Origin of the sequence: Ornithobacterium rhinotracheale DSM 15997 (genome assembly GCF_000265465.1) — a bacterium.
Taxonomy (GTDB): Bacteria; Bacteroidota; Bacteroidia; order Flavobacteriales; family Weeksellaceae; genus Ornithobacterium; species Ornithobacterium rhinotracheale.
In genome coordinates, this window is sequence record NC_018016.1 from 2,061,059 (window position 1) to 2,077,378 (window position 16,320).

The 16,320-nt window shown below is 33.9% G+C and carries 12 protein-coding genes and 2 pseudogenes; 7 read left to right on the forward strand and 7 right to left on the reverse strand.

Features of this window, described 5'->3' with window-relative positions:
- Positions 1-16: 16 nt before the first annotated feature.
- On the forward strand, positions 17-1,027 hold the full coding sequence (locus ORNRH_RS09815) for a hypothetical protein (RefSeq protein ID WP_014791689.1): 1,011 nt from the start codon (positions 17-19) through the stop codon (positions 1,025-1,027).
- Entirely contained in the window at positions 1,008-1,649 is a 642-nt protein-coding gene (locus ORNRH_RS09820; protein ID WP_014791690.1) for a hypothetical protein, read from the forward strand. The genes ORNRH_RS09815 and ORNRH_RS09820 overlap by 20 nt, the downstream gene beginning before the upstream one ends.
- 175 nt (positions 1,650-1,824) lie before the next feature.
- Here the strand turns inward: ORNRH_RS09820 and ORNRH_RS12020 are convergent, their stop codons facing one another.
- Genes ORNRH_RS12020 through ORNRH_RS09830 form a run of 3 tightly spaced genes read right to left on the reverse strand, consistent with a single transcriptional unit; the run spans position 1,825 to position 2,757 of the window.
- Positions 1,825-2,097: a DUF3875 domain-containing protein gene (locus tag ORNRH_RS12020; RefSeq protein WP_014791691.1), complete on the reverse strand. Its 273-nt coding sequence runs from the start codon at positions 2,095-2,097 to the stop codon at positions 1,825-1,827.
- Positions 2,060-2,434: a DUF4133 domain-containing protein gene (locus tag ORNRH_RS09825; protein WP_014791692.1), complete on the reverse strand. Its 375-nt coding sequence runs from the start codon at positions 2,432-2,434 to the stop codon at positions 2,060-2,062. Before ORNRH_RS09825 ends, ORNRH_RS12020 begins: the two co-directional genes overlap by 38 nt.
- Positions 2,435-2,445: 11 nt before the next feature.
- Positions 2,446-2,757 carry a DUF4134 domain-containing protein gene (locus tag ORNRH_RS09830; protein WP_014791693.1) on the reverse strand — a complete coding sequence of 104 codons (312 nt, stop codon included), beginning with the start codon at positions 2,755-2,757 and terminating at the stop codon, positions 2,446-2,448.
- A gap of 178 nt (positions 2,758-2,935) precedes the next feature.
- On the opposite strand from ORNRH_RS09830, the gene ORNRH_RS12590 reads away from it, so the two are divergent.
- The 3 genes from ORNRH_RS12590 to ORNRH_RS09840 are packed head-to-tail and all read left to right on the forward strand — an operon-like array spanning position 2,936 to position 6,341.
- The gene (locus tag ORNRH_RS12590) at positions 2,936-4,900 is read left to right on the forward strand and encodes a TonB-dependent siderophore receptor (RefSeq protein ID WP_052040758.1); all 1,965 of its coding nucleotides are present in this window, start codon (positions 2,936-2,938) and stop codon (positions 4,898-4,900) included.
- A gap of 39 nt (positions 4,901-4,939) precedes the next feature.
- Entirely contained in the window at positions 4,940-5,077 is a 138-nt protein-coding gene (locus ORNRH_RS12595; protein WP_155814529.1) for a TonB-dependent receptor, read from the forward strand.
- A gap of 58 nt (positions 5,078-5,135) precedes the next feature.
- Positions 5,136-6,341 carry a PepSY-associated TM helix domain-containing protein gene (locus tag ORNRH_RS09840; RefSeq protein WP_014791694.1) on the forward strand — a complete coding sequence of 402 codons (1,206 nt, stop codon included), beginning with the start codon at positions 5,136-5,138 and terminating at the stop codon, positions 6,339-6,341.
- A 45-nt stretch (positions 6,342-6,386) separates the two neighbouring features.
- On the opposite strand, the gene ORNRH_RS09845 is transcribed toward ORNRH_RS09840, so the two are convergent.
- The 4 genes and pseudogenes from ORNRH_RS09845 to ORNRH_RS09860 form a co-directional block, all read right to left on the reverse strand.
- On the reverse strand, positions 6,387-7,007 hold the full coding sequence (locus tag ORNRH_RS09845) for a hypothetical protein (protein WP_014791695.1): 621 nt from the start codon (positions 7,005-7,007) through the stop codon (positions 6,387-6,389).
- A gap of 3 nt (positions 7,008-7,010) precedes the next feature.
- The gene (locus tag ORNRH_RS09850) at positions 7,011-7,460 is read right to left on the reverse strand and encodes a DUF3408 domain-containing protein (protein WP_014791696.1); all 450 of its coding nucleotides are present in this window, start codon (positions 7,458-7,460) and stop codon (positions 7,011-7,013) included.
- The gene (locus ORNRH_RS09855; protein WP_014791697.1) at positions 7,457-8,218 is read right to left on the reverse strand and encodes a ParA family protein; all 762 of its coding nucleotides are present in this window, start codon (positions 8,216-8,218) and stop codon (positions 7,457-7,459) included. Before ORNRH_RS09855 ends, ORNRH_RS09850 begins: the two co-directional genes overlap by 4 nt.
- 606 nt (positions 8,219-8,824) lie before the next feature.
- A pseudogene (locus ORNRH_RS09860) lies at positions 8,825-10,170 on the reverse strand (IS3 family transposase).
- 89 nt (positions 10,171-10,259) lie between these two features.
- Here ORNRH_RS09860 and ORNRH_RS09870 point away from each other — a divergent pair.
- Both ORNRH_RS09870 and ORNRH_RS09875 read left to right on the forward strand, forming a co-directional pair.
- Positions 10,260-11,492: pseudogene (locus ORNRH_RS09870) on the forward strand (TraM recognition domain-containing protein); the annotation flags it as partial.
- Positions 11,493-11,620: 128 nt separating this feature from the next.
- Complete coding sequence (locus ORNRH_RS09875; protein ID WP_014791698.1) at positions 11,621-16,303, forward strand: hypothetical protein; 4,683 nt, start codon at positions 11,621-11,623, stop codon at positions 16,301-16,303.
- The last annotated feature ends 17 nt before the right edge of the window (positions 16,304-16,320 follow it).

Here is a 16,320-nt window from a genome sequence, read left to right on the forward strand (position 1 = left end):
ACTATAATAATCAAAGATGGCTAATAACCCAAAATTAGAAGTTTATCAAGTTTGGCTTACACCCAAAGGGAGTAAAGACAAGACATTTAGAGATTTTTTCATTGAAACAAATTCTAAAGGTAGTTCGAGAGATGATAACAATGCTACAATCTTCCTAGATTTTTTTAATGACTTCATTCATAAAATTGATACCGATGATTTTATAGCGAATTCTAAAAAGAAAAAAGCATTTACAGCTTATGATACTCGACCAGTAGGGAAGTTTGAACCCTCAATTAAAATACATTCAAATAGATGTATTATAGAGGGGACTATTGAAGGTGGGAGATATGGACAAAAAAGAAATAAATCTTCATTTGGTAGTAAATTAGAAAAAGAAGATATTAAAGAGAATGATATTATTTTAGATAAATTTTACTTTTGCTTATTCACTCCTTTAAATTCTGATTTAGGGATTCTATTTATTCAGTCGTATACCACTGATACCATATCGGATATTTTTACAGAGTTCATTAAATCAATTTTTTATCAAAAAGGGGTATATAATAAAGCCAAAGTGGAAAAGTTTGTCCCAAAGAGAATTGCTGATGAATTTAGAAATCACAGCCAAATAAAAAGATTCAAGTTCAGTAATCGTTTTGTTTTTGACCAAATGACAAACAATCCTATCGGAGTTGAATATGAAGAATTTATCATAAAAGTTGAAGCTGTTTCTAAAAATGGATTACCGAAAGAGTCTTTATCTAATTGGCTGAAATCTATTAGTTCAAAATTATTCGATAGAAGAGCGTTAGGGAGTTTTAATAATGGAAAGGTTTATTTAAAAAATACAGAAACTACAAATGAAAGTGCCTTTGACATAAATAGTGATTTTGATATAAAACCTGTAATTTATTTAAGGGGTAGAGTTGAAATTAAGGAGGATGGACTTCCTAATTTTGAGGATTTAAGTAAATTTTGTTTAACTCTATTAGATAAAGAAATAATACCTGAAGTGTATTGTAAAAATGAAATACAAGAGCGTTAAATATTACATAGGTAGATTAATTTCTGATGGTCAGAAATGGCAAAATATGAATATTAATGGTAAGGAAGTAAAACCTATATGCTATTTTAGTAAAATTCAGTTCATACTTATTTTCATATCCATTTCGATGGTGTTCTTTGTTACTAAAAACGGATTTAATAAGGATTTTATTGGTTATATAATCGCTTCCTTATCAATATTCATAGGTTTATTTTTAACTCTAGTATTGACTATATTTGATAAATTTCAAAAGATAAATTTTGAACAAATTAATTTATCTGATAAGGATAAGATTATTTTAATTCAAAGAAAGAATTTTTTCAAGCAATTTACCGCCTTAACTAGTTATTCTATTTTATTATCTACACTTTGTATATTTCTACTGAGCTTATCATTACTAATGGATATATTAAAGGTTAATATTTATAATTTTAAAATTATTAAATCTATAGAAGATATAAATTGCAAAAATTTCCTCAATGGAGTTGGTCTTTTTTTTATAGTAGTTTATCGTATTTCAGTTCTATATTTTTTATTAGATTTCTTTTTAATGATCCTTTATGTACTTTCAAGTATTTATACTTATATTACTTTAGAATTTGATAGAAAAAAAATATCATAAATACTATAAGTAGAAAAATTATGTTGTTTTTAAACTGTCATGAAAAAGGAAATAGTATATTTTATGAGTTCGCATTCTCTTTTCAGTAGTTTGTGTTATAAATAGATAATAGATAACTAATGATTTAAAAAAAGAGGTTCGTTAAAGTATCTTTCGTAGGAACGCGTAAGAATGCTTAGTTTTTCCTTTTGAATATTTTTTGGCTCGTAGTTTTCTTTAGTAAACTAATCTTGTTTATGAACGATACAAAAGTTGGGTAATACTTTGACGGCTTTAGCCATATCGAGTGTAGATTGTCGTAATCATTAGAAGAAATTGTAAATAATTCTGGGAGGGCAATCTTAAAGCCGATACTAATATCGGCTTCTTTGGATAGCACACAAGCCTCTTCAATGGCTAACAAAGGAAATTTATGCTCCAATGTTGCTGTTTTGGATATATTTCTCATAAGTTGGGGAATTAGTAGGTTGGATAAATCGACGGATAGCCTTTCGGTGGATAAGGTATTTAGGATGTCTTCTATTGGCGGCTATTTTCATTAAGCCGTGTTCGCCATATTTTCGGTTCAGCGAAAAAGTCTGCCAAATGACCAAACTCGCCAATAGGACACCTAAACCAATCGTGATATAAGGACTTACGCCCACTATATATAGTACCATAGTGAGTAAAAGGACGCCCAATAAACCGCCTGCGAAAATAAACAGGTATTGGGCTTTGAGTCCTTTAAACTCTACCGTTCTACCGATGCCTTTATTGATGGCAAAACTCTTTTTCTTTCTTTCCATAGGACTATCGTTTATAAAAAGAAAGACCTTAGAATGGTAGCGGCTACAATCAAAAAGATACAGGCACCAAACCACGAAGCGGCGGTTTTGCTTGTATCAGGATCTCCGTTAGAGAATTTGTTGTAGACTTTCACGCCACCGATTAGTCCAACCACTGCACCAATCGCATAGATAAGTTTGGTAGCGGGGTCGAAATAAGAAGTAACCATTTTGGTGGCTTCGTTGATTCCACCTACGCCATTGCCCTGCTGGGCAAAAAGGCTAAAAGAAGTTAAAAACAAAGCAATCATTAAGCTTGTTTTTAAGAACGTTTGTTTTGCCATTTTTTTGTGCTTTTTAAAATTTATAACACAAATGTATAGGCACACTTTCAATGGGTTACACGCTTGGCTTGTTTTGGAATTTTATGGCAGGGAATGGCTGGTTTAAAAATATTTGTATGTTAAAAATTTATATTCTACATTTGCTTATGTTTATTGAATCTAAATTAAAACAATAAAAATGAAAAAAGTATTATTGCCAATTATTCTGATTGGAGGATGTGTTCAGTTTATGAATGCACAACAAAAAGAGGATAGCATAAAAGTGCAGAAGTTAAAAGAAGTTATTGTTACAGGTAAGTATTATAAAAAGAATTATACGGCAAAAGAATCTTCTAAATCTCTACGTGTGGAAACTCCTATTCTTAATCAACCTCAAAATGTACAAATTATTACCCACGGAGCTTTAGCAGATCAGCAGATTTTAGGTATTGGCGATGGGCTCATAAGAAATGTAAGTGGAGCTACCAAACTAGAACACTGGGGTGATCTTTATGCTCATATAAATATGCGTGGAACGAGGGCGGCTGCATTTATGAATGGGACAAATATTACAACACAATGGGGACCTCTATCGGAAGATATGAGTTATGTTGATAGAATTGAGTTTGTAAAAGGACCAGCAGGTTTTATGATTTCCTATGGGGAGCCTAGTGGACTATATAATATAGTGACGAAATCCCCTTTCTTCAGCGAAAAAATAACGGGGAGTATAGGTATTACAACGGGAAGTTATAATTTATACCGTTCAGAGGCCGATATTAATACTAAATTAAATGATAAACTAGCAGTAAGGCTTAATCTAATGGGAAAAAACTCCAAATCATTTAGATCCTATGATTTTAATGATAGGTATGTAGTAAATCCTTCTCTGAAATATAAACTTACAAATAAAACGATACTTACTGCAGAATATATTTATCAAAAAGCCAAAATGAGTCAAGTTGGCTCCTATTATATGTTCAGCCAAAAAGGTTATGCAAAGTATCCCCAAGAACTAACACTCAGTGATCCTAAACTCCCCGCAACAACAATTGATGAACATTACGCCAATATTAATTTACAATCACAGTTGAGTGATCATTGGAAACTAACAACTCAACTATCTTATATGTCAGATGATCAAATGGGAGGTTCCATATGGCCTTCTGCTGTAACTAAAAAAGATGAAGTTGTAAGAGAATTTAGTTTTTGGAAATCGAAGACACAAATGAAGTTTGCTCAAATCTTTTTAAATGGGAAATTGCAGACGGGCAATATTACTCACAGAATCTTAACAGGTTTGGATTTAGCCGATAAAAGTTTTTTGGCAGATTGGTCTCAAAAAGGGCTTTTAGATAAAGTAGATAAGCCCTATGATCCAACCAAATCATATCATCCAGCAGAAAATGGGTATCCAACTTATGATCATTCAAAACCTTTAGAAGAAATAGGTACGCCTATAGCTCAATCTTACACTAGCGTTTATTTGCAAGATGAAGTGGCATTTTTAGAGGATAAAATTAGGCTTACCTTAGCGGGTAGATATACTGATGCCTTTATGAATAAATACGGAAAAGAAGCCAACGCAAGGAAGTTTACACCCCGAGTTGGGGTAAGTCTTAGTCCAATAGAAGATCTTTCTATTTATGGGCTCTACGATCAAGCTTTTATGCCACAATTGGGCATTGTGAGAGGGAAAGATGATGTACCGCCTATCACTGGAACTAATTACGAATTGGGAATAAAAAAAGACTGGATGAATGGGAAATGGAATACCTCTCTATCAATCTATAAAATCATAAAAAATGATGAATTAATTAGTGATCCAAATAACAAAAAAGGGGAGCAATACTCTATCGTAAAAGGACAATCTGTAGCCAAAGGATTGGAATTTGATGTTAAAGGAGAAGTTTTTGAGGGAATGAATGTAATACTTAATTATGCATTGACCGACAATAAGATAACTAAATCTAATATCCCAACTCTAAAAGAAGGTGATAAAGTCTCAGGGTACGCCAAACATAATTTTAATACTTGGCTAAATTATCAAATTCCTCAAGGGGCTTTAAAAGGTTTTGGCGCCTCACTCGGGTATACTTTTCTTAAAGATAGAACCACATGGAATTGGAATGATGTGAATGATGTTCAGCCATTAAGCAATTAAAAGAAATGGGATGCAGGGCTGTTCTGGGGGAACAAAACGATGGATGTGCGGTTAAATGTTTATAACTTAACTAATGAATACTTGTATAGTGGCTCTTATTATGGCTATGGAAATTATTACTACTACCAAGCAGAGGCTCCAAGAAACTGGCGCCTATCTATTGCTTATAAATTTTAAATAAATTAAAGGGGTAGCTCTCAATAGGAGAGTTAGCCTTTTCGATTATTATGACTATATGAAAAGAAAGAAAACCAAGAAAACAAGATTCAAAAATATTATAAGTAAACTCCATTTATGGTTTGGACTAGCAATTGGAGTATTAATCTTCATTATTTCCATAACAGGTGCACTGTATGTATTTAAAGATGAGATTCAGAACTCTCTTCGCAAAGAAGTTTTATATCATGGTGAGCCAGGTATTGAAAACAAGAAAACATTGCCTCTTTCTATTTTGGAACAAAAAGTTAATACACAAACTAAAATTCCTTACCCAGTCCATTGGGCTACTATTCCATTAGATAAATCTAGAAGTTATGAGTTCCATTATTTCGAAAAAAACTTAGATGCATGGAATTATTTTGATGAATTTATAGTATACAAAACAGCCTATGTAAATCCATTCACAGGAAAAGTTTTAAAAGTTTATGATGAAAAAATGGGATTTTTTAATATTGTAAAATTTATTCATTGGAGTTTTTTACTAAAATCTAGTTGGGGAACATATTTGGTAGGGATTCCTGTTCTAATATTTATTTTTATGCTTATTTCAGGAATTATTTTGTGGTGGCCTAAAAATAAGAAAGCAAGAAGGCAACGAGTTTGGTTCCAATGGAAAAATATTAAATCTTGGAGAAGGAAAAATTATGATTTACATTCTATTTTAGGTTTTTATAGTGCTTTTGCAGCTTTAATTATAGCAATAACAGGTGTTTTTTATTCATTCTTTTTAGTCAAAATTTTAGTATATTTCCTATTCTCTGGAGGCAAGACTGAATATCCTTTTTTTACGGAATATAAAACTACTGCACCTATTGAGATGAAAACAGAATATACATTAGATAAAATTGCAGAACAAGTAGAAGCATTATTCCCCAAAGCCTACGCTTATAATTTAGACTTTGGACACGAACATAAAGATGATCATCAACACCCTAATCTTTCGGTTTATGTAAAAGATCTTTCTTATTCTTATCATAGAAATAATACACTTATTTTCGACGAAAACTCAGGTGAATTATTGAAAATTCATCGCCATATGGATAAAAACTTTGGAGAAAAAGTAGTTGCAGCCAATTATGATATTCATGTGGGGGCTATACTAGGAATTTGGACAAAGATATTAGCTTTCATTATCAGCCTTATATGTGCATCTCTACCTATTACAGGTTTTTTAGTTTGGTGGGGAAGAAAAAATAAAAAAATAAAAAATATTCCATCCTAGCATTCATAGCCTTCTTAATCTTTTACAAGATACTTTTTAAGACTCTCACACAAAATCCCCAATATCAAAGTCCTCTTTACTTTTTGTAGGAGGACTTTTTAAGTTTCTGTCTAATAGTTCAGAAACTCGTTTTTTGGCTTGTGGCAATACTTTCTCAATTTGGTTTAGTAATTCGGTATCACTGAGTTTTTTGGCTATTGAGGTAGCCTGTCGTTCTTCCTCTTTATCTAATTCTTTCTTTGTTAATAAAGGCTCTACCTGTGCTAATTCTTCAAAGGATAATCCTGTAGCAAAATCATCGTCTTCTTCGGGAGTACGCAAGGCTCGGAGTTCCTCCTCCTCATCTTCATTGAGTTCCTTGCTAAATATCGCTTCTAAATCCTCATCAGGAATTTGTGCTGGAATAGAAGTTTTTTTAGGCTCTGGCTGCGCCATCGTAGGTTCCTCGTTTGAAGATGATGGCTCCGTAGTTTCTTGTGCTGGTTCATCAACTTTGGAAGCAACAAATTTACTCTTACCTACCACTGTATAAGGCTGTTCTTTTTTAGGTTTTGGGGGAATTCCACTTCTTGGATTAGAAGTTTTATTTTTTGGTCTTAAAAAATTTCTTTCCCATAATAGAAAGAATATGATAATAAACAACAGGATAATAATAATCTTTTCCATAACTTAAAATATTGGTTTATACTTGTCTTTGAATGCTTTTTTAATTTCCTTTTCATAGCGATTAAAATGGTCTTTTAACAGATTATCGAGATAATTGTAAATGGATATTTTGTCCTCTCCAATTACCTGTACAATTTGAACAATTCTGCGATGAAACTCGGGGCGGATATATACCGATTTTCCATTTCGTGCTGAAGTTTCTCCAGAACTAAAAAACAAACTTTCATAGGTTTCTACATCTGTTTTCTTAAGCCTTGTAGATGTTGATGCCTTTTGTTCAGGCTTGAGCATATTTGCAGGTTCTATGTTCTGAGTTTTGTTATCTGAAACAATCTCATCTTTAATTGGCTCTGATGTTTTAGCCGAATCTTTTACAACTGATATCTCCTCTCTTTTTCCTGCCATTAGCTCCATTAACTCGCTTTCGTTGATAGGATTTCTTTTCTTGCTCATACTTCTATTATTTTTACAAATTCCTTAATAAAATCATCCAAATGACAACCACTCATAAGTCGTTTGTCTGCGGGCATTAAAGTGGAACGAAATACATATTTCTGATTACCGCTTCCGTCTTTTCGGAAGCGTTTACTGTCCGAGATAAAACTCTGCATCATAGACAAATTCAATTCTGCAATAACATTTTCGTAGATTTTATACAATGGCGATTTTTCTCGTCCATCGACTTGGTTCCAAAACAAATGCACGGTTTGTATAGCACTCTCCATATTTTTGGCAATGATGTTGGAAAGTACTTCTGTAAAACTGAGAGTACTTTCAATCACCACCCTATCGGCAGTGATGGGCGCAAAAATATGATTGATATGGGATAGAACGGTCAAAATACCTGCGGTATTAACCGTTCCAGGCATATCGAATAGCACTATATCAATATCATAAGGCGTTTCGTTGATAAATTCTTCTGCCTTTTGAATTGCCTCACTAGATTTGCAAGTGATAATCGGGTAGGCTTTTTTGTTAATGGAGCTGAATAGCTCGTGAGCTTTCTGCTTGAAATGTTCATTCTGCATCACGATTTTTAAATCCTGTTCCCGTAGATTACTGATACTATGCTGTGGGTAATCACAATCGAATACTACTACATTATAGCCCATTCGGTAATGGAGCAAGCTGGCGACTAAAATCGTAAAAGTGGTTTTTCCTACACCGCCCTTTTGAGTGGCAAAGCTGACAAATTTGGGTTCTTTTTTCATATGTCTAATTTTTAATGAATATTTAGGTATATACTTACTTACCTATATACATATGTACATATATATGTACTTATGTAGGTACTTACTTATATACTTGCATATATACTTATGCAGGTACGTACATATGTACTTACATACTTATGTAGGTATGTAGCTACGTAGCTACGTATGTATGTACATACGTATATACGCACAAAGGAACATTAAGCAGGAATATAGCTGAAATAGGCGGTATTTCTTGGCATTTTATGGCGTTTTATGGCACATAAAAAATCATTGTTAGCTCAGGCTTTATCCGTTGTTTTGCTATGGAAACAGAATAATAGGTAGCCTTTAAAAAAAGACAGGGTCTTTTTACCAAAAATAAAAGCTATTCACAACACGAACGATAGTGAGTGTTTTCTGTTCACCCGAACAGAGCAAGTTGTGTTTTGAGGCACCGAAAACCTTTTACGGCACTCAAAACCAACTTGTCCTTGCAGGAGGCTAAAATCCCTTCGAAGTCGGGATTTTTTAATATTAAAATGGATATAAAATGGAAAAAGATAATAAGCAACTACTGTACGTCGTCAAACTAAAGTTTACTGAGGCTAATATAGTAAACAATTAAATAAGTCCAAAACAATAATTTAATTTTCGTTGATTTAAAGTATTTATTTTCACTTGTTTTCTTAGTTTTAAGATTTGGTCTTGTCTACCTAGGTATACATCTTCAGGGGTTAAATTATTTAAAGCTTCGTGATATCTTTGCGAGTTGTAATATTGCACAAATTTATCAATAGCCCTTTCGAGTTGCTCTGGAGCATAATAATGGTGTAATTTGACTACATTTTTCATGGAACGATGATACCGCTCGATTTTCCCTTGTGTTTGCGGATGCAATGGTTTTCCATGTATGTGTCTGATCCCATAAGTGTCCATTAAGTAATCTTTGAGTTCCTTAGCAATATAACAAGGTCCATTGTCGGAGAGCAACACTGGCGGTTGCTTTCTATTTTTTATTTTAGCTTTACTGATGGCGTTATCGATGGTTCTTTTGACGTTTTGTGCAGTCATACTAGGACAGAGTTCCCAATGAACGATATATCGGCTGTAGTCATCAATGACGGTGGATAAATAATACCATCCCCAACCGATAATTTTGAAATAAGTAAAATCCGTTTGCCACATTTGATGCACGAAATTGGTTTTGGAATGAAACTGATCTGCTGCTGCCAAGAACCTATGCGGTGTGTCGGCCAATAATCCCTGTTTTTTCAAAATGCGATAAACGGATGATTCAGATATGAAAACGCCTTGTTCATCGATGAACCTTGTGGCAATGAGCCTTGGTGTTTCCTGGGGATATTGCAAGGCAATCTCAACGACCATTTGTTTGATTCTATCGGGAATGCTATTCCATTGTTGCTTTTGATTACGTTTCGCTTTAAGGCCATCAATACCATTTTGGCTGTAGGCGTGATACCAATTATAAAAGGTTCTTTTGTGAATGCCTAATTGCTTTAAAGTCCTATTAACGCCTAATTCAGAGTTTTTTACCACCTCTATAATCTCTGCTTTTTCTTCTGCCGTTAGTCTCATATATTTTTTAAATTGAGGGGTTAATCCAACAGATTTAAGCTTTTTTTTACAATGTCATAACGAATAACCAAATCGGCCAAAGACTCCTTCAATACGGTATTTTCTCTGCGTAAATCTTTGACCTCCTCACTGGTAGCTTCTCTTGTTTCGTTACCCGAAAGACGTTTCTTTCCTGCTTCAATGAACTCTTTGCTCCATTTGTAATAAGTGGCTTCGCTGATGCCATATTTTCTGCACAGCTCTGCTACACTGAGCTCTGCACGTAAGCCTTCCATGACGATTAAAATCTTTTGTTCTGCATTGTACACTTGTCGTGTATTACGGCGAACTTCCTTAATAAGCTTTTCGCTTTTTGTTTGTTTTTTTACCATGTTCTAAGTGGTTTTTGTAAAGTTAGTTTTTTCTTTTTTTAACTATACTATTTTTAACCTAAACTGGTAAACTTTTTGCTGACGATTTACAATACGAAGTTAAGCCCCAATTTTATGTAATTAACTTCGATGATCCACGCAAAAGCCACCGCTGTAATCCCATCAATCCCCAATTTATGACAGATATATCCGATGCGTACGAGAGTGCTTATACGATTATGCTCAATCTAAACCGAACTTGGATACAGAAACAAGGGGATTTCTTTGTGGAATCGCCTATCATCTTATTAGCGGCTATCATTTGGTTTTTGAAAATCTATGAAAATGGTAAGTATTGCACCTTTCCACACGCGATAGAGTTACTAAATAAACCCTATGCAGACATCTTTACGATTTTAACTTCCTATACCGAATTGGAAAACTATTTATCACCTTTTATGGACGCTTGGCAAGGCGGAGCCCAAGACCAGTTACAAGGACAGATAGCGAGTGCCAAAATCCCTTTATCAAGAATGATTTCACCACAATTGTATTGGGTAATGACGGGTGATGATTTTTCATTAGACATTAACAACCCGAAAGAGCCTAAAATTTTGTGCGTAGGGAATAATCCTGATCGACAAAATATCTATTCAGCAGCCTTGGGGCTTTATAACTCTCGTATCGTAAAACTCATCAATAAAAAAGGGCAGTTAAAATCGTCTGTAATCATTGATGAGTTACCTACGATTTATTTTCGTGGATTAGATAACCTAATTGCCACCGCAAGGAGTAACAAAGTAGCGGTTTGTTTAGGTTTTCAAGATTTTTCGCAGCTTACTCGTGATTATGGGGATAAAGAAAGTAAGGTGATCCAAAATACGGTAGGTAATATTTTTAGCGGACAGGTTGTGGGTGAAACCGCAAAAACACTGTCCGAGCGTTTTGGTAAAGTCTTACAAAAACGCCAAAGTATGACTATTAATCGAAGTGATAAATCGACATCGATTAGCACACAAATGGATAGTCTTATTCCTCCGAGCAAAATATCCAACCTTACACAAGGGATGTTTGTTGGCTCGGTGTCGGATAACTTCGACCAACGTATCGACCAAAAGATATTCCATGCCCAAATTGTAGTAGATAATGAAAAGGTTGCTAAAGAAACGAAAGCCTATAAAAAAATACCTGATATTTTATCCTTCAGTGATGAAGAAATGAAACGACAGGTAGATGCAAATTATAAACAAATCAAAACTGATATTGTAAATCTTGTAGAAAGTGAAATGGAGAGAATTGCTAATGATCCTAATTTACAACATTTGATTGAGAAGGATACATAAAACGATTATCTATAAGACTATGAATACATGGAAATTAAATGTTAAAAAAAATTGTTTTCCTGAAAAATAAGATTACATTAGCACTCTAGAGATTTTTATAAAAAAATTACAACAAACAGGTGCTAATTATGCAAAAAATTCTACTCTCGGTATTATTCATCCAATTTTTCGTTTCAAATTTATATGGAGGAAGTATTATAAGAGATTCAATTAGTTCATTTCCTGAAAGGAATAATATAGAATCATTTAAAGAAAAATCTGATTTATTTGATAACATTTTAACCTATTCAAAAGACCCAAGTTTAGAGAAAGAAAAAGGGAAAGCCATGGGGGCTTTTGAGGAAATAGACAAAGAAGGCAGGTATATTAGTAAAATCAATCCCAATGAATTAACTAAGTTTCCAATTGGAATTAGAGAGAGGAAATCAAATACAGAGTATGGGTTGGTTGTGACAAAGGCAAAATTTACGCCAGAATATGCTTTAATAAACATATACGCACGAGTAATTACGCCACAAAGAGGGCTAGAAGGAGGGAAAAATGTACTTTATTTTGGAGCGGAAAATGTCAAACTATCTTATGAGGGCAGAATAATTGGAGATACTAAGTTATCGCTTTTGGGGGATGTATATATTCCATTTAATCAGAAAAAATGGCTACTTACTATAGAGGGAGGCAGGCTTAACAAAACCAATGGAGAGAGTGAGAATAGTAATAGTTATGTAACAATAGATTGTTATGGGATAAAAGAATTGTCTCTTAAAGGGAATTTACAAATTTCTAGAAATATATTGGTTCCATTAGATGACAATGGGAATATTTTACCAGAAATAGGTTCAAATGGAAAAACTCAACGTGTTCGTGGTGATTTTTTGATAAAAGCAAGTGATTGGAATGATCTACTTGTGAATGTAAGCTTAACCCCTTTTGCAATAACCTCACAAATAAAGAAACAAGATAGAGGTTTTTTTTCATTTTTAGTCAATAATGCAGTTTTAGATTTAAGTGATTTACGTACAGATCCCAATGTTGTATTTCCTGAATATTATGAGAGGAATGGCTATTTAATTGCAGGTAAATCATCATGGAGGGGATTGTTTATAAAATCTTTATATGTAGGACTCCCACAAGAATTTAAAGATGAAGAGCATATAGATAGGCGAGTTTCTTTTCAAGCTCAGAATTTAATAGTAGATTCTTATGGAGTTTCCGGCAGTTTCTCTGCCAATAATGTAATTTCTTTAGAGAAAGGTATCACAAGTAGAGAAAACGCTTGGCGTTATTCAGTAGATAAGATAGGAGTAGATTTAGCAGCCTCTAGAATTGTAGGGGCAGATTTAAAAGGAAAAATACAATTACCCGTTCAAAAACTTCGTCCCAACTCTGATGATTCGTCCAATTATTTAGGGTATGAAGGAGTGATAACAGAAGACGAGTATTTAATATCTGTTAGCACAATAAATCAATTAGAGTTTGATATATGGAAAGCAAAAGCAATTATAGCTCCTGGCTCTTCTATTGAGATGCAGGTTAGAAATCGAAGGTTCTACCCTAAAGCGATACTAAACGGAACGATGAGTATTCAAGCTAATGCGGAAGCTTCAGAAAAAAGTCCGGATTCCACAGATAAATATGATGTAGGATTTAAAGGGATTAAGTTCGAAAGTCTAACACTGCAAACAGAAATGCCTTTTATCACGGCTAAATATTTTGGTGTAGAGGGAGAGCAAAAATTAGCAGGATTCCCGGCAAGCATAAAAAAAATATATATAGAAGCCGATAAAAACTATGCAAACTTAGGTTTTGAAGTTAGTGTAGGATTACAAGAAAAGCGTTTTTCAGCTTCAGGAGGTTTGCAAATTAACGGAGCTATCATTACTGAGGACAATCGTCAAAGATGGGAGTATGATGGTTTAAGTCTTTCAAAATTTGCTTTAAGAAATGTAGATATTGGGGTTGCTACTGTGTCTGGATCCTTGGAATTTATGTCTAAAGACCCATTGTATGGAAAAGGCTTTAAAGCCTTTTTAAATGCCAAAATAAAGGCTTTACAAAATGCAGAAGTTGGAGTTAATGCCATTTTTGGGTATAGTACCTTTAGATATTGGGGATTTGAGGGAAGTGTAGATAACCTGAATATTCCCACGGGAGCTACCGTTAAGATAACTGGATTTACAGGTGGGGCATTTTATAGGATGGTTCCAGATAAGGAGATGAGTTTGTTGTATAGTGATAGGGCGTTGGTAATGACTCCCGATGAATCTGTGGGCGTTGCATTAAGAGCAGGCGTATACGGAGCCGTTAAGGATAAGGATGTAGCTTCTTTTATGGCTGGATTTAACATCACTACAAATGCCAATGGAGGGCTTGCTAATATAGGGTTCATAGGAGAGGCAACGATTATGAGTGATTTATCTTCTCTTATTCCTTCTGGAGGTCCATTACCTACCGTGCAAAACAAATTTAGAAGCTGGATAGATAATAGTAAGTTTATAGATAATATAAAAAATGAGAATCATATAAAAACCTTTTTAGACATTCAAGATGTTGATGAGCAATACCCACTAACAGAAGATATTAAAGGAAATATTTATGCAAAGCTGGCCATGAACTACGACTTCAATAATAGTGTATTTCACGCCAACTTAGATGTCTATATAAATGTAGCCAATGGTATAATCGCTGGAATAGAACAAAACGGAAGAGCGGGCAATGCAGTCTTACATGTTGCCCCAGATGATTGGTATTTGCATATAGGCACACCTAATAATATGATCGGGCTCAAAGTAGGCTTTGATAAATTTTTTGTGCAATCAGGTAGTTATTTCATGGTAGGAAATCATATACCAGGGAGTCCGCCACCACCAGCAGAAGTAGCTCAAATTTTAGGTTTACAATTAAACGATATTGATTATATGAAAAACCTGAATCAACTTGGAGAAGGAAAAGGTTTTGCTTTCGGTTCTCATTTTAAGTTTGATACAGGGGATATGACCGCATTGTTCCTTTATGCTCGTTTTCAAGCAGGTTTAGGGACAGATATCATGCTTAAGAATTATGGTCAAGAGGCAAAATGTACGAACAGAGGTGGGCGCCAAATAGGAATACATGGATGGTATGCTAATGGGCAGGCTTATGCTTATTTACAAGGAGAATTAGGGATAAAAATAAAACTATGGTTTGTAAAGAAAAAAATCCCTATTATCAAAGCCGGAGCAGCAACTCTTTTACAAGCAAGGGGTCCAAATCCTTTTTGGGCGAGAGGTTATCTAGGAGGACATTACAATCTCCTAGGAGGATTAGTAAAAGGAAACTTTAGATTTAAGTTAGAATTTGGAGAAGAATGTAAACTAGAAAATGCCTCTGTTTTAGATGGAATGAAAATAATTACCGACCTTACCCCTTCAAAAAATGCTACTGATGTGGATGTTTTTGCCATTCCACAAGCGACTTTTGCTTTCAAAGTTGATGAGCCTATTGTTATACCAGAAGATGATGGAGATCATACCTACAAGATTATATTGGATAAAATGACCATTGTAGATGAACAAGGAAAAGAAATAAAAGGAAAGATAGAATATCCAAACGCTAAAGACATAGCCAACTTCGTGTCAGAAGAAGTGCTTCCGCCTAATAAAAAATTAAAAGCTATAGCACAAGTAAGTTTTATGGAGAAAAAATCTGGGATGTATAATGTAATCATGGTAAACGGAAAAAAAGCCATTGAAATAGAAGAGAGAGAATTTACTACGGGGACAGCTCCCAATACAATCCCTCTGAGCAATATTGAGTATGCTTATCCAGTTGTAGAACAAGAAAATTACTACACAGGAGAGACCAACAGAGGATATATAAAACTAAAAAGAGGACAAGATTACTTATTTGATGATCCTGTTTGGAAAACTTCTATCGAATTTAAAAACAAAGAAACAATTTTAAATAGTGATTTTGATTACAATACGTCAGATAATATGGTAAGCTTTGCCGTTCCTAAATTATCTAAAAAACAAAATATTTCTTTTGCAATCATAGCAAATAACAGCCAACAAACTGAAAATAAAAACGAAATAAAAAGGCTAACTAAAGAAAATAACCCAGATAAAGAGGGAACTTCCATTAGCACAGAAATAACCACAAAAGTAGCACAAAATATTTCTAAAGATGGAAGAATAGAAAGATTATCTTACAACTTCAGGACTAGTAGATATAATACTTTCAAAGAAAAATTAGCCAAGCTAAACTTTACACCTCTTTGGAAACATATTAGCTCAGATGTAGTGAGTTTACAGAATAATATGAATGCTGATGAGTATTTTGATATTGTAGAACTCGTAGGAACAAAATATACTGGCAATAAACCTTTGATAGAGCTTTCAGCTTTAATGAACGATGCCTTTGCTAATAAATTTAAAACGCTCATTTATGATTCTTATCCACTAGAAGGGCTTACATTAAACCGAGAGAATAATAGTTCAGACTTTGTGGGGATTCCACCGATTAAAGGGTTCTCAATCTATACTTCGTATCTACATTATTTAGAATCAGACAAAGGCTTTTATTTGCTGAAAGAGACATTTCCTTATGCTTATAATCTCTTTGAGTATTATAAATCAGACTGGTATGAAATTGTGTCAAAAGCAGCCTCTAAATATATTGAGACACCTTCAATTCAAAGACCGGAAGGAATTAATGCTTTATTGGAATCGAATTATGGAATAATCCCAAAAACAAAATACGGGGTAAAAGCAAGCTATATATTACCTGGAAATCAAAAAGGAACCGAACAGATTTTTTACTATAATTACAAATAAGGTGAAAAATTTGGAGA